At 67.9% G+C, this 18472-nt stretch carries 18 protein-coding genes and 1 riboswitch; of the genes, 11 read left to right on the top strand and 7 right to left on the bottom strand.

All coding sequences use genetic code 11. From position 1 onward, the window contains the following. Nucleotides 1-2 precede the first annotated feature (2 nt). The 4 genes from ribH to ribD are packed head-to-tail and all read right to left on the bottom strand — an operon-like array spanning nucleotide 3 to nucleotide 3494. The gene (ribH, locus tag CZ674_RS11445; RefSeq protein WP_086992658.1) at nucleotides 3-485 is read right to left on the bottom strand and encodes a 6,7-dimethyl-8-ribityllumazine synthase; all 483 of its coding nucleotides are present in this window, start codon (nucleotides 483-485) and stop codon (nucleotides 3-5) included. Further along, the gene (gene ribA / locus CZ674_RS11440; protein ID WP_086992657.1) at nucleotides 485-1771 is read right to left on the bottom strand and encodes a GTP cyclohydrolase II; all 1287 of its coding nucleotides are present in this window, start codon (nucleotides 1769-1771) and stop codon (nucleotides 485-487) included. The genes ribH and ribA overlap by 1 nt, the downstream gene beginning before the upstream one ends. After that, nucleotides 1768-2427, bottom strand: coding sequence for a riboflavin synthase (locus CZ674_RS11435; RefSeq protein WP_086992656.1), 660 nt, complete (start codon nucleotides 2425-2427; stop codon nucleotides 1768-1770). Before CZ674_RS11435 ends, ribA begins: the two co-directional genes overlap by 4 nt. Continuing rightward, the gene (ribD, locus tag CZ674_RS11430) at nucleotides 2427-3494 is read right to left on the bottom strand and encodes a bifunctional diaminohydroxyphosphoribosylaminopyrimidine deaminase/5-amino-6-(5-phosphoribosylamino)uracil reductase RibD (RefSeq protein WP_407640222.1); all 1068 of its coding nucleotides are present in this window, start codon (nucleotides 3492-3494) and stop codon (nucleotides 2427-2429) included. The genes CZ674_RS11435 and ribD overlap by 1 nt, the downstream gene beginning before the upstream one ends. 49 nt (nucleotides 3495-3543) lie before the next feature. Further along, nucleotides 3544-3663: riboswitch (FMN riboswitch) on the bottom strand. A gap of 132 nt (nucleotides 3664-3795) precedes the next feature. Here ribD and lipB point away from each other — a divergent pair. The 6 genes from lipB (at nucleotide 3796) to CZ674_RS11400 (ending at nucleotide 9986) form a co-directional block, all read left to right on the top strand. Further along, nucleotides 3796-4509, top strand: a complete 714-nt coding sequence (gene lipB, locus CZ674_RS11425; protein ID WP_234988566.1) for a lipoyl(octanoyl) transferase LipB — start codon at nucleotides 3796-3798, stop codon at nucleotides 4507-4509. After that, entirely contained in the window at nucleotides 4506-5516 is a 1011-nt protein-coding gene (gene lipA, locus CZ674_RS11420) for a lipoyl synthase (RefSeq protein WP_086992653.1), read from the top strand. The genes lipB and lipA overlap by 4 nt, the downstream gene beginning before the upstream one ends. 88 nt (nucleotides 5517-5604) lie before the next feature. Next, nucleotides 5605-6450: a DUF4097 family beta strand repeat-containing protein gene (locus CZ674_RS11415; protein ID WP_086992652.1), complete on the top strand. Its 846-nt coding sequence runs from the start codon at nucleotides 5605-5607 to the stop codon at nucleotides 6448-6450. Then, nucleotides 6447-7049 carry a PadR family transcriptional regulator gene (locus CZ674_RS11410; protein ID WP_086992651.1) on the top strand — a complete coding sequence of 201 codons (603 nt, stop codon included), beginning with the start codon at nucleotides 6447-6449 and terminating at the stop codon, nucleotides 7047-7049. The genes CZ674_RS11415 and CZ674_RS11410 overlap by 4 nt, the downstream gene beginning before the upstream one ends. 9 nt (nucleotides 7050-7058) lie before the next feature. Further along, nucleotides 7059-8174 (top strand): GuaB3 family IMP dehydrogenase-related protein, encoded by a 1116-nt coding sequence (locus tag CZ674_RS11405; RefSeq protein ID WP_086992650.1) that lies wholly within the window; start codon nucleotides 7059-7061, stop codon nucleotides 8172-8174. An 18-nt stretch (nucleotides 8175-8192) separates the two neighbouring features. Next, on the top strand, nucleotides 8193-9986 hold the full coding sequence (locus CZ674_RS11400; RefSeq protein ID WP_086992649.1) for a glycerol-3-phosphate dehydrogenase/oxidase: 1794 nt from the start codon (nucleotides 8193-8195) through the stop codon (nucleotides 9984-9986). A 128-nt stretch (nucleotides 9987-10114) separates the two neighbouring features. Here the strand turns inward: CZ674_RS11400 and CZ674_RS11395 are convergent, their stop codons facing one another. After that, nucleotides 10115-11314 carry an FAD-dependent monooxygenase gene (locus CZ674_RS11395; protein ID WP_086992648.1) on the bottom strand — a complete coding sequence of 400 codons (1200 nt, stop codon included), beginning with the start codon at nucleotides 11312-11314 and terminating at the stop codon, nucleotides 10115-10117. Between the two features lie 89 nt (nucleotides 11315-11403). Here CZ674_RS11395 and CZ674_RS11390 point away from each other — a divergent pair, with 89 nt between their 5' ends. From CZ674_RS11390 to sufU, 5 genes are read left to right on the top strand one after another with little or no spacing between them, the layout of a single operon-like run. After that, nucleotides 11404-12294: an SURF1 family cytochrome oxidase biogenesis protein gene (locus CZ674_RS11390; RefSeq protein WP_159456976.1), complete on the top strand. Its 891-nt coding sequence runs from the start codon at nucleotides 11404-11406 to the stop codon at nucleotides 12292-12294. Nucleotides 12295-12303: 9 nt separating this feature from the next. Beyond that, nucleotides 12304-12870 (top strand): DUF3817 domain-containing protein, encoded by a 567-nt coding sequence (locus CZ674_RS11385; protein WP_234988565.1) that lies wholly within the window; start codon nucleotides 12304-12306, stop codon nucleotides 12868-12870. A 33-nt stretch (nucleotides 12871-12903) separates the two neighbouring features. Beyond that, nucleotides 12904-14475: a glutamine-hydrolyzing GMP synthase gene (guaA, locus tag CZ674_RS11380; protein WP_200810099.1), complete on the top strand. Its 1572-nt coding sequence runs from the start codon at nucleotides 12904-12906 to the stop codon at nucleotides 14473-14475. Between the two features lie 5 nt (nucleotides 14476-14480). Further along, nucleotides 14481-15752 carry an aminotransferase class V-fold PLP-dependent enzyme gene (locus CZ674_RS11375; protein ID WP_086992796.1) on the top strand — a complete coding sequence of 424 codons (1272 nt, stop codon included), beginning with the start codon at nucleotides 14481-14483 and terminating at the stop codon, nucleotides 15750-15752. Next, nucleotides 15749-16222: a Fe-S cluster assembly sulfur transfer protein SufU gene (gene sufU / locus CZ674_RS11370; protein WP_086992645.1), complete on the top strand. Its 474-nt coding sequence runs from the start codon at nucleotides 15749-15751 to the stop codon at nucleotides 16220-16222. Before CZ674_RS11375 ends, sufU begins: the two co-directional genes overlap by 4 nt. Here sufU and CZ674_RS11365 read toward each other — a convergent pair. Together CZ674_RS11365 and CZ674_RS11360 are read right to left on the bottom strand one after the other, a co-directional pair. After that, a complete protein-coding gene (locus tag CZ674_RS11365) occupies nucleotides 16216-17337 on the bottom strand; it encodes a lipid II:glycine glycyltransferase FemX (RefSeq protein WP_143244731.1) in 1122 nt (373 codons plus the stop codon). The two genes, sufU and CZ674_RS11365, sit on opposite strands and share 7 nt — an antisense overlap. A gap of 35 nt (nucleotides 17338-17372) precedes the next feature. Continuing rightward, nucleotides 17373-18470 carry a lipid II:glycine glycyltransferase FemX gene (locus tag CZ674_RS11360; RefSeq protein ID WP_086992643.1) on the bottom strand — a complete coding sequence of 366 codons (1098 nt, stop codon included), beginning with the start codon at nucleotides 18468-18470 and terminating at the stop codon, nucleotides 17373-17375. Nucleotides 18471-18472 lie beyond the last annotated feature (2 nt).

The raw sequence follows: 18472 nt of genomic DNA, 5'->3' as shown, positions 1-18472 counted from the left end.
TGTCAGCTGGACGGCTGCTGAATGTCTCGAAGCGCGAGCGCCGCCAGCAGCGCTGCCTCTGAGGCCTCGCGGCCCTTGTCTTCCTTCGAGTCGGCGAAGCCGGCACGGTCGATGCCCTGCTGCTCGTCGTCGAGGGTCAGCACGCCGAATCCGACGGGCTTGCCGGTGCGCAGCGCAACGTCGGTGAGACCCTGCGTTGCGGCTGCCGAGACGTACTCGAAGTGCGGCGTTCCACCGCGGATGATGACGCCCAGGGCGACCACTGCATCCGCCCCTGCCTCCAGCACCGCCTGCGAGACGACCGGCAGCTCGAAGGCTCCCGGAACAGGGTGCTCGGTGACCGTCGCGCCGGCAGCCGCCAGTGTGCGGCGGGCGCTCTCGAGCATGCCGCCTGCGATGCGGTCGTGCCACTGGCCGTGCACGATGCCGACGGTGATGCCGGCCGCTGCGACGTCTGCGAGCTGGGGTGCTCCTTCGCCTGCCATCAGTTCTCCTCTGCCTGGTGAATCTCGGACTGCTTCGGCGCCTCAGGAAGCAGGTTCGCCGGCAGGGTGTGACCCATGCGGTCGCGCTTGACCGCGAGGTAGTGCTCGTTGATCTCGCCGACGCCCACGACGAGGGGCTCGGTCGCAGAAACGCGGATGCCGTGCTCTTCGAGCTGCGTGCGCTTCAGAGGATTGTTGGTCAGCAGGCGGATGCTCTCGGCACCGAGGTCGTCGATGATTGCAGCGGCTGCCGCGTAGTCGCGGGCGTCACCGGGCAAGCCGAGCGCGACATTCGCCTCGAGCGTGTCGAGGCCGCCCTCCTGCAGACGGTATGCGCGCAGCTTGTTGATGAGACCGATGCCGCGGCCCTCGTGGCCGCGCATGTAGACGACAGCACCTGCGCCCTCTGCCTGAATCTGCTCGAGCGCCTCGTTCAGCTGCGGTCCGCACTCGCACTTGAGCGAGCCGAACGCTTCGCCGGTGAGGCACTCGGAGTGCACGCGCACGAGCGCGTCGTCGGGCAGCGAGTCGCCGACCATGACGGCGACGTGGTCTGCGCCGGTCGAGCGGTCGCGGTATGCGCGCATCGTGAAGTTGCCGTAGATCGTCGGCACAACGGTTTCGACCTCGAACTTGACGTGCGACGAGGCCGAGACCGAGGCAGCAGCCTCCTGCGGCTGGGCACCGGCGTCGAGGTACTCGATCAGGTCTGCGATCGTGATCAGCGGCAGGTCGTGCTCGACGCCGAACCGCAGCAGCTCTTTCATGCGCAGCATCTCGCCGGTGTCTGCCACCAGCTCGCCGATCAGTCCGACGGGCTGCATGCCCGCCAGCCGCGTCAGCTCGACCGCTGCCTCGGTGTGCCCCGAGCGCTCGCGCACGCCGCCGTCGACAGCACGCAGCGGAATCACGTGACCCGGGCGAACGACGCTTGTCGGCCCCGAGTCGGGGTTCGACAGAACGCGTGCAGTGTGGGCGCGGTCGTCTGCCGAGATGCCGGTGGTGTTGCGATCGGATGCGTCGACCGAGACCGTGTAGGCGGTCTTGCGGGTGTCTTCGTTGTCGACGACCATCGGGGCCAGGCCGAGGCGGTCGACGAAGTCGCCGGGCATCGGCGCGCAGAGGTAGCCAGAGGTGTGGCGCACCATGAAGGCGACCCACTCGGTCGTGGCGGCGTCAGCGGCGAGGATGAGGTCGCCCTCGTTCTCGCGGCCCTCGTCGTCGACGACGATGACAGGTCGCCCTTCGCGCAGCACCTCGAGGGCGCGTTCGATGGTGTCGGTCATTCGTTCTCTCCGTTCGATGCGGTTGCTGCGTGTGCAGTCGTGTGCTGCGCTGCCACGAGGTCGCGCATCCGCGCCACGTGTCTTGCCAGGATGTCGGTCTCGATGTTGACGCGGTCGCCAGCCTCGAGCGCGCCGAGCACGGTCGCTCGAAGCGTCTCGGGGATGAGCGAGACCTCGAACCAGTGCTCTTCCGCGTCAGCGTCAGAAAGCGCTGAGACAGTGAGGCTCACGCCGTTGACCGTGATCGAGCCCTTGCGCGCCACGTAGGTCGCGAGGTCGTCGCTGAGGCTGAAGCGGTACACGCTCCAGTCGTCGGCCGGCTCGACCTGCAGCAGCGTCGCTGTGCCGTCGACGTGCCCCTGCACGATGTGGCCGCCGAGCCTGTCACCGAGGGCCGCGGCTCGCTCGAGGTTGACGCGGTCGCCGACCTTGCTGTCGCCGAGTGCGCCGGTGTCGAGCGAGACACCCATGACGAATGCGGTGAACGTGTCGTGGGTCTGGTCGACCACTGTGAGGCAGAGACCGTTGACGGCGATCGAGTCGCCGTGCTTCGCGTCGCTCACGGCGATGGGCCCGCGAACGACCAGGGTCGCGCGGTCGCCGTCGCGGCTGAACTCGGTGATCTCGCCGAGCTCTTCGATGATGCCTGTGAACACTAGGCGTCCTCCTTCTTGGCTGCCGCGTCTGCGGCCGGGTGTGCGATCAGCAGTATGTCGTCGCCGAGCTGCTGTGTCTTCGAGACCGCGAGCCGCAGCTGCTGGCCGATGGTCGTGACGCCCACATCGCCGGTAGCGAGCCTGTCGCCGCCGAGCAGTGTCGGCGCGATGTAGACGTGAATGTCGTCGACAAGGCCCTCGCGGAGGAAGGCGCTCGCTAGTGTGGGGCCGCCCTCGACATAGACCGACTGCACTCCCTGCGACGCGAGCAGCTCGAGGCTGGCTGTGAGGTCTCCGCTGACCTGCTGGAACTCGTGCGGGTGTTCGCGGATGCGCGCATCCGCCGGAACGCTGCGGGTTCCGAACACGACGGGGCGGGGCTGGGATGCGCCCTCGATTCGAGCGGTCAGTCGCGGGTCGTCAGCGATGACGGTGCCGGTGCCGACTGCGATCGCGTCGTGGGCCGCGCGCTGCTGGTGCACGTGCTCGCGGGCTGCGTCGCCCGTGATCCACTGGCTTGTGCCGTCTGCGGCGGCGGTGCGGCCGTCAAGGGACTGCGCCCACTTGACCGTGACGCGAGGGCGCCCGGTGCGCTGCACGAGCAGCCAGTCTGCAATCAGGGCTTCGGCCTCGTCGACGGCCCATCGCTCGACCTGCACGCCGGCTTCGCGAAGGCGCTCGGCCCCGCTTCCGGATTCGATGCCGGGGTCGGCGGCTCCGTAGACCACGCGGCTGATGCCGGCCTCGATCAGTGCGAGGGCGCACGGGCCGGTGCGGCCGAAGTGGTTGCAGGGCTCGAGCGTGACAACCATGGTCGCGCCTTCGGCCTCGCCGGGGGAGAGCTTCGAGAGCGCGTCGACCTCAGCGTGGGGCGTGCCGGCACCGCGGTGCCAGCCTTCTGCGAGCGTGCGGCCATCTGCGGAGACCACGACGGCGCCCGTCTGGGGGTTGAGGGTGCGGGGGCCGCGCAGAGCGATCTGCAGCGCATGCGCCATGGCGCCCTGGGCAGCGTCTGGCTGTGCAGCGTCTGGCTGGGCGGGTTCGCTCGTGGTTGCGTTCATTGGCATCTCGACTCCGGTGGGGTCGAGTCGGATGTCCGGGGCGCGCGACGACAGCGGGTGCTGCCTCCCATCCCGACTGTACGGTCTGCGCAGGAATTTCACCTGCCAGGCCAGCTTGCGCTGGTTTGTGGGCTTTGACCACAGGTGCGGAATCTCACCGCATCTCGGAGCACTCGACTCAACATGAGCGTACAACGCGACTTCTCGGCGACCTATTCCGAGCACATTCCGTGGGCTCTCTGGCGTGACAAGCAGGTGCACGATATGCAATTAGACGTAGGGCAACAACACCCGTTACCCTTTCTCTGTGCAAGAGACACTTGAGGAAGCAGCAGCGAAGCCGCGGTCGATGAAGACCAGATGGCTCGGTGCCGAAGTCGACTATCAGTGGGCGTGGGATCTGCAGCGGCGGCTGCACGAGAGCGTGTGCGGCGGCGGCGAGAGCGAGACGCTGCTGCTGGAGCACGCATCCGTGTTCACCGCGGGCTCGCGAACCGAGCAGCACGAGCTGCCCGTCGACCAGACGCCCGTCGTCTGGGTCGATCGCGGCGGCAAGATCACCTGGCACGGACCGGGCCAGGCCGTCGTGTATCCGATCGTGGCGCTGCCCGACGCGGTGCGAGTCGTCGACTGGGTGCGCCGTCTCGAGGAGGCGATCCTGCGCGCCCTCGCCGAGTGGGGCATCCGCGCACGTCGCATCGCCGACCGCGCCGGAGTCTGGCTCGACGACGCCGCCGGGCCCCGCAAGATCGCGCAGATCGGCGTTCGCGTCAGTCAGCGCGTGAGCATGCACGGAGTCGCGATCAACGTCTCGTGCGGGATGCAGGGGTTTGATCAGATCGTGCCCTGCGGCATCACCGACGCGGGGGTGACGTCAATGCAGACCGAGCTCGCCGGGCGCGGTGCAGCGGCCCCGCACGTGCGTGAGGTCGCCGAGGCATTCGCCCGACACCTGCAGGAGCTGCTCGACTTCGAGCCGTTCGACACCATTGCCGAGACCAACAAGGAGGAGCAGCGATGAGCGTTGCCTCAGACGGACGCAAGATGCTGCGGCTCGAAGTCCGCAACTCGCAGACCCCCATCGAGCGCAAGCCCTCGTGGATCAAGACGACGGCGAAGATGGGGCCCGAGTACCGCGAGCTCAAGGCGCTCGTGAAAGAGCAGGATCTCAATACGGTCTGCCAGTCGGCCGGGTGCCCCAACATCTACGAGTGCTGGGAGGATCGCGAGGCCACGTTCCTGATCGGCGGCGACCAGTGCACGCGGCGCTGCGACTTCTGCCAGATCGACACGGGCAAGCCGGCCGCGTTCGACGCAGAGGAGCCCGGCCGCGTCGCCGACTCGATCAACAAGATGGGGCTGCGGTACGCGACGGTCACGGGCGTCTGCCGCGACGATCTCGAAGACGAGGGCATCTGGCTCTATGCCGAGACGGTGCGCAAGATCAAAGAGGTGAACCCGGGCGTCGGCGTCGAGATGCTGGCTCCTGACTTCACGGGGCACCGGCACCTGCTCGAGCAGCTCTTCGACACGCGCCCGGAGGTGTTCGCGCACAACGTCGAGACGGTTCCGCGCATCTTCAAGCGCATCCGCCCCGGCTTTCGCTTCGACCGCAGCCTCGACGTGCTGCGCTGGAGCCGCGAGGCGGGCCTAGTGACCAAGTCGAATCTGATCCTCGGCATGGGCGAGACCGACGAAGAGGTCGTCGACGCGCTCGCGCAGCTACACGACGCCGGGTGCGAGCTCATCACCATCACCCAGTACCTGCGGCCCTCGCTGCGGCATCACCCGATCGACCGCTGGGTCGAGCCCGACCAGTTCGCCGAGTTCGGCCGGCAGGCCATGGCGATGGGGTACTCGGGCGTGATGTCGGGGCCTCTGGTGCGCTCGTCGTATCGTGCGGGGCGGCTGTATCGACAGGCGATGGAAGTGCGCAGCGGCACGGCGGCTCCCGAGCCGATGCTTGCCGGGATGGGCGCAGACCTGCGGCCGCGCGCTGGCGGTGTCAGCAACGGACGGGGCAACTGAGACGCTGACTCACGGATTCTGCTTGCGCTCGTGCATCTCGCGATATATCGTGTTTCTGTAACGCGATATATCGCAATGGGGGGAATCCATGAACGACACGAACGCAGACGACAAGAGCGACTTCAGCAGCCAGAGTGACGCCGACTACACCGTGCAGGCCTGGCGCGTGGCTCCGGGGTCGAGTCGCACGATCGATATGACCGAGGTGCGCGAGCTGCATATCGGCCTCATGGGCGGCCAGGTGAGCGTCGTCGGCCATGACGGCGACGACACGCGCATCGAGGTCGACGGGGTCGTGCACGAGAACGTCGACATCAGCCTTGACGACGGCTTGCTCAACATCAACCAGCCCAAGATGCAGTTCTCGCGAGCCTTCGACTCGCTGAAGTCGGTGTTCGGCTCGTCGACGAAGGCGAGCGTGCATGTGCTGACACCGCGAGGCACCAAGGTCAAGGTCGGCACCAAGACGGCCGAGGTGCTGGTGAGCGACCTTACCGCTGGTGCCACCGTGAACTCGGCAACGGGTGAGATCCAGGTCAACGGGGTCACGGGGCGCATCGACATCAACTCAGCTTCGGGCAGGGTCGACGTGTTCGACCTCGACGGTCGACTCGAAGCGCGCACGGTCAGCGGCGAGGTCACAGTCATGGGCAGCTCCGACGAGATCGGCGTCGACACGGTGTCGGCTGACGTGCTGCTCGACCTCAGCGGGCATACATCGTCGATCAGCATCAACAGCGTCTCGGGCAATGTGACCGCCCGGCTCGACGCAGACCTGGGGGTCGCCGCCCGGCTTCGCTCGGTCAGCGGATGGATGCGGCTGTTCGACGGCCAGGCCGTCAAGGGAGGGCAGACGGTCGAGACAGAGGGTGAGGCGACCGTGCGCATCACGAGCTCGTCAGTCTCGGGTGACCTCACCGTGATGCACCGATGAGCGCGGTGTTTGCCCACGGCGACCTGCGGCTGTTCCTACTGCATCTGCTCGAAGAGAAGCCCCGGCACGGCTACGAGCTCATCCAGCTGATCGACGAGCGCTTCGGCGGCACCTACACGCCGAGCCCCGGCACGATCTATCCGCGGCTGGCCAAGCTCGAAGGCGAAGGCCTGGTCGAGAGCAAGCGACAGGGCCGTACGACGAGCTACGCGCTCACGGACGCGGGCCGAGAGTACATGACCGCCAATGCGCACCGCGTCGACGAGATGCTGGGAACCGTGTCGGCATCCGTTCGATCCCTTGCTGACGATGTACGCGAGAGCGTGCGCGCCTCGATGAAGACGCTGCGGGCAGACCTCGCCGCGGCACGGGCTTCGGAGCAGCCTCCGACCGATCGGAGCGGGGCCGAGTGGGCTCCCGACACGGATGCGGGGGCGAAGTTCTCGGCAGCGACAGTCGATCGTGAACTCGCTGATCTGCGGCGCAGCGTTCGGGGATGGATGCGCGGGCACGACCTCGACGAAGGGGCGACTGCCGAGGTGGTTGCTGAGGTGCATTCGGCGAAAGAGCGACTGCGCGCGCTGATCACCCGGGACTAGGGTAGGTGTGTGAGCGATATTGAGATTGGCCGCAGCAAACGCGGCCGCCGGGGCTTCTCGTTCGACGACATCGCGGTTGTGCCGACCAGGCGCACTCGCGACACCGAGGTCGTGAACCTGGGGTGGCAGATCGATGCCTACAAGTTCGAGGTGCCGTTCATCGGAGCGCCGACCGATTCGGTCGCGTCGCCGGCGACGGTCATCGCGATGGGCAAGATGGGCTCGCTCGGCGTGCTCAACCTCGAGGGCGTCTGGACTCGCTACGAAGACCCCGAGCCGCTGCTGGCCGAGATCGCACAGCTTCCCGGCGAGCAGGCCACCAGCCGCATGCGCGAGATCTATGCCGAGCCGATCAAGGGCGAGCTGATCAAGGCGCGTCTGGCTGAGATCCGCGAAGCCGGCGTCACGGTCGCCGCGAGCCTGAGCCCGGCTGAGCTACTGAACCACTACGAGACGGTGCTGGACGCCGGCGTCGAGCTCATGGTGATCCGCGGCTCGACCGTCTCTGCTGAGCACGTCTCGACGGAGGGCGCGTCGCCACTCAACCTCAAGCGCTTCATCTACGAGCTCGATGTGCCGGTGATCGTCGGCGGCGTCGCAACCTACACGGCGGCGCTGCACCTCATGCGCACAGGAGCCGCCGGCGTGCTCGTCGGCTTCGGCGGGGGAGCCTCGTCGAGCTCGCGCTCGGTGCTCGGCATCCACGCGCCCATGGCAACGGCCATCAGCGATGTCGCGGCCGCTCGCCGCGACTACCTCGACGAGTCGGGCGGACGCTACGTGCAGGTCATCGCCGACGGCTCGCTCGGCACCTCCGGCGACATCGTCAAGGCCTTCGCGATGGGATCCGACGCAGTCATGCTCGGAACCGCGCTCGCACGGGCGACGGATGCACCGGGCCGCGGCTGGCACTGGGGTCCCGAGGCGCACAACCAGAAGCTGCCTCGCGGCAACCGCGTGAAGGTCGAGCAGGTCGGCCCGCTCGAAGTCGTGCTCAACGGGCCGGCGCCGGTCGCCGACGGAACAGCGAACCTGACGGGGGCGCTGCGCAAGGCCCTCGCCACAACCGGATACCAAGACGTGAAAGAGTTCCAGCGCATCGACGTGGTGCTGTCGAACTCGTAGAGATCGAAGGAGTCAATCATGGCAACTACAAAGAACCGCCGACCTGTCTCACGCTCACGCAAGCTGGGCCCCGAAGAGCGCGCGGAGGCAATTGCCACCATGCGCGACCGCGAGGTCGATGTGCTCGTGATCGGCGGCGGCATCGTCGGCGCCGGCTCAGCGCTTGACGCCGCGACCCGTGGCCTGCGCACCGGGCTCATCGAGGCCCGCGACTTCGCGTCGGGCACCTCCAGCCGCTCGTCGAAGCTCATCCACGGCGGCATCCGCTACCTCGAGCAGTTCAACTTCGGGCTCGTGCGCGAGGCGCTCATCGAGCGCGGCCTGCTGCTGCAACGCCTTGCTCCGCACATCGTGAAGCCGGTCAAGTTCCTGTACCCGCTGCAGACGCCGCTCGCCGAGCGCTTCTACATCGGCGCCGGCATGGCGATGTACGACGCGTTCAGCTACACGGGCTTCATGAAGCCGGGTGTTCCGCTGCACAAGCACTACTCGAAGAAGCAGCTGCAGCGCGAGGCTCCGAGCCTCGACACCGACAAGATCATCGGCGGACTCTCGTACTACGACGCTCAGGTCGACGACGCGCGCTACGTGGCGACGCTGGCTCGCACCGCATCGTCCTACGGCGCCCACGTCGCACCCCGCGTTCGCGCCGAGGGGTTCCTGAAGGTCGGCGGCCGCGTCGTCGGCGTGCAGGCGCACGACGTCGAGACCGGCGAGAAGTTCGAGATCCGCGCCAAGCAGGTCGTGAACGCGACCGGCGTCTGGACGGGCGACACGCAGGCCATGGTCGGCACCCGCGGCCAGGTCAAGGTGCGTGCCTCGAAGGGCGTGCACCTCGTGGTGCCGCGCGACCGCTTCCACTCCACGATGGGCCTGCTGCTGCGCACTGAGAAGAGCGTGCTGTTCGTCATCCCGTGGGGTCGCCACTGGATCATCGGCACGACCGACACCGACTGGGAGCTCGACAAGGCGCACCCGGCAGCGACGGCCGCCGACATCGACTACATCCTCGAGCACGTCAACTCGGTGCTCAGCGCCAAACTGACCCGTGACGACGTCGAGGGCGTCTACGCAGGCCTCCGCCCGCTGCTGGCGGCCAACGACGACGGCTCGACGGCATCGCTGTCGCGCGAGCACCACGTCGCGCACACTGTGCCCGGCCTCGTCATCATCGCCGGCGGCAAGTTCACCACCTACCGCGTGATGGCCAAGGACGCGATCGACGAGGCTGCCGCAGCGCTCGACGGCCGCGTGCCCGAGTCGTGCACCGAACAGATTCCGCTGATCGGAGCAGAGGGCTACCGCGCCGCCTGGAACAAGCGGGCGAAGATCGCTCGTGCCTTCGGCGTGCACACCGTGCGCATCGAGCACCTGCTCAACCGCTACGGCGTCATGACCGACGAGCTGCTCGACATCATCCGCGAGTCGCCCGAGCTGGCCGAGCCGCTGCCGGGCACCGAGGACTACATCGGCGCCGAGGTCCGCTACGCCTGCACGCACGAGGGCGCGCTGCACCTCGACGACGTGCTGACGAGGCGCACCCGCATCTCGATCGAGTCGTGGGACCGCGGAGTCGCCGCGGCGCCCGTGGCCGCACGCATCATGGCGGATGCGCTGGGCTGGGACGACGCGCGCGTCGAGCACGAGGTCAACACCTACAACAAGCGTGTGAAGGCCGAGCTCGAGAGCCAGGAGCTGCCCGACGACGAGTCGGCAGACCGCGCTCGCCTCGAGGCGCCCGACATCATTCCGCTCGGCTCGCTGCCGACGCAGCAGCCGGTCGGCACGCGGGAGCCCGCGCAGGCCGAGTAGCTGCGAGGCGGCTCGTTCACGAGAAGCCGCGATGTCACGAAAGACCGCACACTGTGCGGTCTTTCGTGCACACACGGCCGAATCACGGCTGCTCATGACGGCTGCGCATGGGAGGGCCCGGGCTCGCCTCAGTGTGTGCGGCCGGCGATGCTGCGGGCCACGAGCGCGCTCACCCCGGGCACCCTCGCAAGGCGAGCGACGCCGCGTCTGGCGGCCTGCGCCACCCGCGTCGACGGCACGAACGCAGACGCCCCGCGGCGTCCCGAGCGCTGCACGCCCTCGACGACCGGCCGCCACACGCGCTCGTACTCGGCGGCTCCACCGACGGCACCGTGGCGATCCACGGCGTCGGCGAGCTGCAGGGCTCCGGCCATCGCCATTGCGGCTCCCTGGCCGGCGATCAGCGACACTGCATGGGCGGCGTCGCCCGCAAGCACCACGCGAGCCGACTGCCATCTGGGCACGAAGGCCTGGGCCACGGTGTCGAAGTAGACGTTCGAGCCGACCAGCCCTCGCAGCGCCTCGCCTATGGGGCCGTGGTGCTGCAGCTCGTCGCGGATCGCGGCCGCGGGGTCGTCGGGCAGCGCCTCGGTGTCGCGTCGGAGCACGAAGCCGCTGACGCGATCGGGATGCGCGCCCCGGGTATCGGGATTGAGCGCGAAGACGCCCAGCTGGCGATCGAGTAGGTCGGTGAGGTGCACGGAGGAGCCGAGCTTGCGCGCGAGCTCCGGGGCCTCGCAGATGAAGGCGCCGACCTGGTAGCCGAGCGATCGTACGAACTGCCGCTCGTCTCCGAAGGCGAGCCGGCGCACGCTAGAGTGCAGCCCATCCGCCGCGACGATGAGGTCGGCACGAGACTCGCTGCCGTCACTGAGCTCTGCGACTGCGGCGTCGTCATGCTGCTCGATCGATGTCACCGTCGTGCCGTACCGCACCTCGGTGCCGGCCGGGAGCCCGCGCAGCAGCACCTGCTCGATGTCTGGCCGCAGCACTGATGTGAACTCGTGGTCGAGGCTGCGGCTCACGCGCGCGAGCGGGATGCTGGCGGTCGTGCGGCCGGTCGCGTCGATGTAGCGCAGCTCTTGAAACGCGTGGCCGACAGCCCTGAGCTGCTGCAGCACGCAGAGCTCGCGGGCAGCTTTCCAGCCCGCTCCGAACACGTCGATCATGTAGCCGCCTTCGCGAGGTGCGGGCGCCTGCTCGACGACGGTGCATCGCCAGCCGATGCGGCCGAGGGCGATCGCATTCGCAAGCCCCGCGATGCCGCCGCCGCTGATCAGCGCATGGGGCGCCGCCTCGTGCGTGCCAGGGCTTGACGCAGCAGTCATGTCTCCAGCGTAGGGTCGCCGTCGCGCTGCGTGAAGGCCTCGGCTGACATGCGCCTGCGGTGTCGCAGGTCAGCAGTAGAATGGAGGCGATGACAACGGCACCCACATTCTGGCAGGTGGCCAAGCGACCCCAGTGGATCGGGATCCTCGCGGCCTGCCTCGCCGTCGCCGCCATTTTCGGCATCCTCGCCAACTGGCAGACGGCCCGAGCGGTCGAAGGCGGCCAGGGCGACGACCGCGACACCGAGACTCCGGTCGCGCTCGACTCGGTCGCTGTGCCCGGCGAGCCGCTGACCTCTGAGGCGGGCGGCCGCATCGTGACCGTCACCGCGACCGTGCAGCCCGACGATTTCATTGTGCTCAACGGACGCAAGCAGGAGGGGGCCGAGGGATGTTGGGTCGTCGGCCGCGCGATCGTCGAGCAGGGCGAGAGCAAGGGTGCGTCTCTCGCATTCGCCTCGCACTTCGTCGACGACTGCGACGAGGGCGAGATCGACGCCGCTCTGAACGAAGCGGGCGCATACGCTGGCAGCTCGGCTGATCTGGTCGGTCGATATATGCCGAGCGAGTCGCCCACCATCGGCGACTTCGAGACCGGCGAGAGCCGAGCGATGAGCGTTGCCGACCTCATCAACACCTGGAGCGACTACGAGCCGCCGGTCTATGCGGGCTACCTGCTGCTGCACGACCCCGCAGACCCGCAGACGTCGCTCTCGATCCACTCCGAGCGGCCGGTCACGCGCACCGACCTCAACTGGCTCAACGTGTTCTACGCGGCAGAGTGGCTGCTGTTCGGCGGCTTCGCGCTGTACCTCTGGTACCGACTCGTGAAGGACGCCCGCGACCAGGACATCGAGGCGCTCGATGACGACGACATCGACCTCGACGACATCGACCTCGACGACATCGACCTCGACGACATCGATACTGGCGAGCTCGACCTCATCGATCCCGACTACGAAGAGCAGCAGCGAAGGTAGACTGAATCAGTGCCAAAGCCAATCGACAACATCCCGAAGATCCGCAAGTCGCTGACGTTCTACCGCTGGATGGCGTACATCGCGGGATCGTTCCTGCTGCTGCTGGTTGTCGAGATGGTGCTGAAGTACTCGCCGACGCATGTTGAGGTCTACCTCGGCGATCCGCGCGGCTTCTTCTTCCTGGCGCCGGTCATGCCCGAGCCGATGTGTCAGTGGTACTCGCTCTTCGTGCCGGGCGGCATGGGCTGCGAGATCATCTCGACCGGTGAGGGCTTCAACCTCTCGCTGTTCATCCTGATCGCGCACGGCTGGATCTACGTCGCGTACCTGCTCGCGTGCTTCCTGCTGTGGCAGGCCATGCGCTGGCCTGTGCGCCGCCTCGTGATCATGGCCCTCGGCGGCGTCGTGCCGTTCCTCTCGTTCTTCACCGAGGCCAGCATGCACCGCATCGCTGTCGCCGAGATCGACGTGCTCGAGCGCAAGAAGGTCGTGCTCGACCGCAAGCGAGCCGAGCGCAGGGCAGAGAAGGCAGCTGCCGCAGAATCCGCTGCGACCGAGCCGGCCGACCAGGCCTGAGACGACTTTCCCCACCTGACAGAGGAGCCACAGATGGCAGACACGAATCAGCGACCGGTGCTGGTCGTCGACTTCGGAGCCCAGTACGCCCAGCTGATCGCGCGTCGCGTGCGTGAGGCCAAGGTCTACTCCGAGGTCGTGCCCCACACGATCACCGCTGCAGAGGTGCGCGAGAAGAACCCGATCGGCATCGTGCTCTCGGGCGGCCCCTCGAGCGTCTACGAAGAGGGCGCCCCGAAGCTCGACGTCGACATCTTCGACCTCGGCATTCCGACGCTAGGCATCTGCTACGGATTCCAGGTCATGGCCGCTGCCCTCGGCGGCACCGTGGCCCGCACGGGGCGCCGCGAATACGGATCGACGGCCGTGCAGGTCGGCGACCACGGCACGCTGCTCGCGGGCCAGCCAGAGGCGCAGACCGTCTGGATGAGCCACGGCGACTCGGTCTCGGCAGCGCCCGAGGGCTTCACCGTGCTCGCCACGACCGAAGACACTCCCGTTGCCGCCTTCGAGAACGCCGAGCGCTGCTTCGTGGGCGTGCAGTGGCACCCCGAGGTCAAGCACTCCGCCTACGGGCAGGATGTCATCGAGCGCTTCCTGCATGACGTCGCGGGCATCCCCGCCGACTGGACCAGCGGAAACGTGATCGACGAACAGGTTGCGCGCATCCGCGAACAAGTCGGAACAGGCCGTGTCCTCTGCGCCCTGTCGGGAGGCGTCGACTCGGCAGTCGCCGCAGCCCTCGTGCACAAGGCCGTCGGCGACCAGCTCGTCTGCGTCTTCGTCGACCACGGCCTGCTGCGCCAGGACGAGCGTCGCCAGGTCGAAGAGGACTACGTCGCCTCGACGGGCGTGCGCCTCGTCACGGTCGATGCTCGCGAGCGGTTCCTCGATGCCCTCGCAGGCGTCACCGACCCCGAAGAGAAGCGCAAGATCATCGGCCGCGAGTTCATCCGCGTGTTCGAGCAGGCGCAGGCCGACCTCGTCGCCGAGAGCGCTGACGCAGGCGACCCGATCCGCTGGCTCGTGCAGGGCACGCTCTACCCCGACGTGGTCGAGTCGGGCGGCGGAGCAGGCACCGCGAACATCAAGAGCCACCACAATGTCGGCGGGCTTCCCGACGACATCGAGTTCGAGCTCATCGAGCCGCTGCGCGCCCTGTTCAAAGACGAGGTGCGCGAGATCGGCCGTCAGCTCGGACTGCCTGAAGAGATCGTCGGCCGACAGCCGTTCCCGGGGCCCGGCCTCGGCATCCGCATCATCGGCGAAGTCACCTGGGACCGCCTCGAGCTGCTGCGCAAGGCCGACGCCATCGCGCGCGCCGAGCTCAGCGCTGCGGGCCTCGACAACGAGATCTGGCAGTGCCCCGTCGTGCTGCTGGCGGATGTGCGCTCGGTCGGAGTGCAGGGCGACGGCCGCACATATGGTCACCCCATCGTGCTGCGGCCCGTCTCGAGCGAAGACGCCATGACCGCCGACTGGACGCGCCTGCCGTACGACGTGCTCGCACGCATCTCGAACCGCATCACCAACGAGGTCGACGACGTCAACCGCGTCGTGCTCGACGTGACCTCGAAGCCCCCGGGCACGATCGAGTGGGAGTGACGGGCATGCCTCTCGACGAGACGCGCGTGCACGAGCTGCGCCGCGACTTCGCGATCCTGTCTCAGGAGGTGAACGGGCATCCGCTCGTCTACCTCGACTCGGGTGCGACCGCGCAGCGTCCCGCTCCTGTGCTGGATGCCGAGCGCGCATTCCTCGAGCAGCACAACGCCGCCGTGCACCGCGGAGCGCACACGCTCGCTGGCCTCGCGACCGACGACTACGAGCAGGCGCGCGAGACGGTGGCGCGCTTCGTGGGCGCCGACGCTGACGAGATCTCCTGGACGCTGAATGCGACCGATGCCATCAACTCGGTGTCGATTGCGCTCGCGAAGGCGAACGCGGCTGGCGGCGCCGAAGAGCGCATCCGCCTTGCTGCAGGCGACGAGATTCTCATCACCGAGGCCGAGCACCACGCCAACCTGGTGCCGTGGCAAGAGCTTGCGGCGGCAACCGGCGCGACGCTGCGCTGGGTCGAGGTCGACGACGACGGCTGCTGGAGTCTCGACGACATGCGCGCACTCATCACCGAGCGCACGCGCATCGTCGCCTTCGCACACGTTTCGAACGTCACGGGCCAGGTGGCGCCGGTCGCCGAGATCGTCGAGGCGGCCCACGCCGGCGGCGCGCTCGTCGTGCTTGACGCCTGCCAGTCGGTGCCGCACCGCGCCGTCGACTTTCACGCCCTCGGCGTCGATGCTGCGGCGTTCTCGGGCCACAAGATGCTCGGGCCCAACGGCATCGGTGTGCTGTACCTCGCGCGTGATCTCGGCCGGGCGCTGCCCCCTGCGCGCACGGGCGGCTCGATGATCACGACCGTCACGATGGAGCACACCGAGTACATGGAGGCGCCCACGCGCTTCGAGGCCGGCACCCAGCCGGTTCCGCAGGCCGTCGGGCTTGCGGCTGCCGTCGACTACCTCGAGGCGATCGGCATGGATGCCGTCGAGCAGCACGAGCGCGAGCTCGCCGAGCGCATGGTCGCCGGTCTCTCTGCGCTCGAGGGCATTCGTGTGGTCGGGCCGGCTGCCGGAGTCGACCGCTCGGGGCTCGCCTCGTTCATCGTCGACGGCGTGCACGCCCACGACGTCGGCCAGGTGCTCGACGTGCAGGGCATCGCCGTGCGAGTGGGGCACCACTGCGCCCAGCCGCTGCACCGCCGACTCGGCGTCGCTGCGACGACCCGCGCATCCGCCTACGTGCACACGACCGAAGCCGAGGTCGATCAGATGATCGAGGCCGTCGCCGGTGTTCGCGCCTACTTCGGGGTGCAGTCATGAGCGGCGCACTCGACGGGCTCTACCAGCAGCTGATCCTCGAGCACGCGAAGCGGCGCGACGGCGAAGGTCTGATCGACGACTTCGACGCAGAGCGCTTCGACCGAAACCCCACATGCGGCGACGAGATCCGGATGCGCATCAAAGTCGAAGACGGCATCATCACCGGATTCGGGTGGGAAGGCGACGGCTGCAGCATCTCGCAGGCGAGCGCATCCGTTCTGGCAGGCATCGCGCCCGGACTCATGCGCGACGACCTCGAGACGCGCATCGATGCGTTCCGCACGCTCATGCGCTCGAGGGGCACAGGCGAAGGCGACGAGGAGCTGCTCGAAGACGCCGTGGCATTCGCGGGCGTCTCGAAGTTTCCGATGCGCGTCAAGTGCGCGATGCTGTCATGGACGGCGCTCGAGGGCTGCCTGCAGCAGATCGACGCTGGCCAGACTGATGCAGGCCAGCCCGACGCTCAGTAGATCGAGATGTCGCCCGTGAAGCGCTGGTAGAGCTTGTTGTAGCCGCGCTCGCCGATCTTCAGCCACAGCTTCGACTGCGGCTGACGCACCTGCAGATCCCAGCCGCCGATGTACTCGACGCGGGGGCCGAAGCCGAGCTTGAACTGCCCGAACGTGTAGGCCGGGTGGTCTTCGCCGCTCTTCGCCCACGTGGGTGCGACGCCGAGCATGTCGTACGTCGTGCATCCTTCGTCGCGCAGCAGGCGCATCGCCTCGTACTGCATCAGGTTGGCCATGCCGGGGGACTGCAGCTCGCGGTCTGAGCCGCCGTGCTCGTAGTACCCGCTCGTGCCCGTGTGCGACACGAACGACATGACGGCGGGGGTTCCGTTGACCTCTGCCCCCAGGAAGAAGCCTTCGCCTCGCGCGACATTCTCGCGCCAGAGCGCCTCGACATAGCGCTTGGGGCGCAGCTCGAGGTCGACCTTGCCGCCGCCAGCCATGGCCATGAGGCGGTGCAGGTGCCCGGAGGTCTCTTCTGTCGGCTCGAAGCGCTTGATCTCGACGCCGTCCTTCATCGCCCGACGCACCATGTTGCGCGTCTTCTTGTTGAAGGCCATGAGCAGCTCGTCGTCGGTCTTGTCGATCGGCACGATGACGGTGCGGTTGTTCGAGTGCACGCCTGGGCGACGGGCGAGGTCGGGGGCGGTCAGCGGAGCGGTCGCCGCGATCTCGACTTCGACGCCTTCGCTGTCGCGCACCGGCGGCTCCATGAGCACGTGGAACACGCCGGGTCTCGCAGCGCGCAGGAACGCTCGGAGAGCATCCATGTGCTCTGCGAATGCCGCGACGCTCGTGACCGCAGGGCCGCGCGGGATGTACCAGAGGCGGCCCGTCGCCGGAATCGAGCGTTCGAGCACGAGTGCGACGCTCTCGACCGTGTTCTCGCGTGCGAACACGATGTGCCGCGGCGTCACGCCGAGCTCACGCTTCGCGGCGACGAACGCCGTGCTCAGGCGGAAATCGCCGCCGGCAGGGTTGGCCGCGACGAGTGCGTCCCAGTCTGAGACTTCTGCTTCGCTTGCCCAGCGGGCAGTCAGTGTGGTCATCGGCTCCTCTTGGAAGTTCTCGGGCACGCCACTCAGGCTACCCGTTCGCAGACGGCTGCTCGCTAGTAGATCGAGAAGTCGCCGGTGCGCGTGCGGTAGACCTTGGCGAACGCGCGCTCGCCGATGCGCTGCCACAGGCTGTGCTGGGCGCGCCGGACGATGAGGTCGAATGCGCCGATGAATGTCGTGCGCGGGCCGAAGGTGAGCTTGAAGTTGCCGGACGCAAACGACACGTGGTCGGCATTGTTTGTCGCCTCGGGCGGCGCGACGCCGAACATGTCGTAGACGTCGACGCCCTCGTCGCGAAGGTGTCGCATGATCTCGTAGTGCAGCAGATTCGACATGCCGGGCGTGGTGAGCTCGCGCTCCGAGCCGCCGTCCTTGTAGAAGCCCTTCGTGCCGCTGCGGATCACGAATGCCATGACGGCGATCGTGCCGTCTGTCTCGATGCCGAAGAAGCGTCCCTGGCCGCGCTCTGCGAAGCCGCGCCACACCGATTCGACGTACGGCTTGGGCTTGAGCATGAGCCCCTCCTTGTCGCCGCCGCCGACCGAGCGCATGAGCTCGTGCATGCGGTCGAAGGTCGCCTGGGTGGGCTCGAGCTCTCGGACGACGACGCCGTCTCGCTGGGCACGGCGCACCATGTTGCGCGTCTTCTTCGGATACGACATCAGCAGCGCCTCGTCGTCGAGCTGCACGGGAACCAGCACGGTGTGGGTGTTTCCCTGGATGCCCTCACGACGCACGAGGTCGGGCGCGTTCAGAGGGGTCGAGGCAGCGAGTTTGGCCTCGGCCTCTGCTGTGCTGATGATCGGCGGCTCGATCGTCGCCACGAACACGCCCTTGCCCTCGGCGCGCACGAACCGGCGCAGCGCATCCATGTGCTCTTCGAACTCGGCGACCGTGGCGACTGCGGGTGCTCGCGTGATCGACCAGAATCTGCCGAGCAGCGGCACGCGGCGCTCGAGCACGAGCGCGCAGCTGACACGCTCGCCGTCGCGTTCGAACACGATACGCAGCGGCTTCATGCCGAACGGGATCTTGGCATCGGCGATGGTCGTCGACAGCAGGAAGTCGCCGCCTGCAGGGTTGTCGGCGACCAGGGAATCCCAGTCGGCGACTTCAGGCTCGGTGGCCCAGCGGGTGGTCAACTTGCTCATGA

The sequence above is a fragment of the Agrococcus casei LMG 22410 genome (assembly GCF_900163565.1).
GTDB classification, from domain to species: Bacteria; Actinomycetota; Actinomycetes; order Actinomycetales; family Microbacteriaceae; genus Agrococcus; species Agrococcus casei.
This window is presented reverse-complemented; position numbering and strand designations above follow the sequence as displayed.

Bases quoted from the DNA above. Each gene is read 5' to 3' on its own strand.
- CZ674_RS11395 (WP_086992648.1), bottom strand. From the start codon at position 11,314: ATGACTGCTGCGTCAAGCCCTGGCACGCACGAGGCGGCGCCCCATGCG.
- CZ674_RS11360 (WP_086992643.1), bottom strand. From the start codon at position 18,470: ATGAGCAAGTTGACCACCCGCTGGGCCACCGAGCCTGAAGTCGCCGAC.
- guaA (WP_200810099.1), top strand. From the start codon at position 12,904: ATGGCAGACACGAATCAGCGACCGGTGCTGGTCGTCGACTTCGGAGCC.
- CZ674_RS11400 (WP_086992649.1), top strand. From the start codon at position 8,193: ATGGCAACTACAAAGAACCGCCGACCTGTCTCACGCTCACGCAAGCTG.
- sufU (WP_086992645.1), top strand. From the start codon at position 15,749: ATGAGCGGCGCACTCGACGGGCTCTACCAGCAGCTGATCCTCGAGCAC.
- CZ674_RS11415 (WP_086992652.1), top strand. From the start codon at position 5,605: ATGAACGACACGAACGCAGACGACAAGAGCGACTTCAGCAGCCAGAGT.
- CZ674_RS11410 (WP_086992651.1), top strand. From the start codon at position 6,447: ATGAGCGCGGTGTTTGCCCACGGCGACCTGCGGCTGTTCCTACTGCAT.
- ribA (WP_086992657.1), bottom strand. From the start codon at position 1,771: ATGACCGACACCATCGAACGCGCCCTCGAGGTGCTGCGCGAAGGGCGA.
- ribD (WP_407640222.1), bottom strand. From the start codon at position 3,494: ATGCCAATGAACGCAACCACGAGCGAACCCGCCCAGCCAGACGCTGCA.
- CZ674_RS11390 (WP_159456976.1), top strand. From the start codon at position 11,404: ATGACAACGGCACCCACATTCTGGCAGGTGGCCAAGCGACCCCAGTGG.
- ribH (WP_086992658.1), bottom strand. From the start codon at position 485: ATGGCAGGCGAAGGAGCACCCCAGCTCGCAGACGTCGCAGCGGCCGGC.
- lipA (WP_086992653.1), top strand. From the start codon at position 4,506: ATGAGCGTTGCCTCAGACGGACGCAAGATGCTGCGGCTCGAAGTCCGC.
- CZ674_RS11375 (WP_086992796.1), top strand. From the start codon at position 14,481: ATGCCTCTCGACGAGACGCGCGTGCACGAGCTGCGCCGCGACTTCGCG.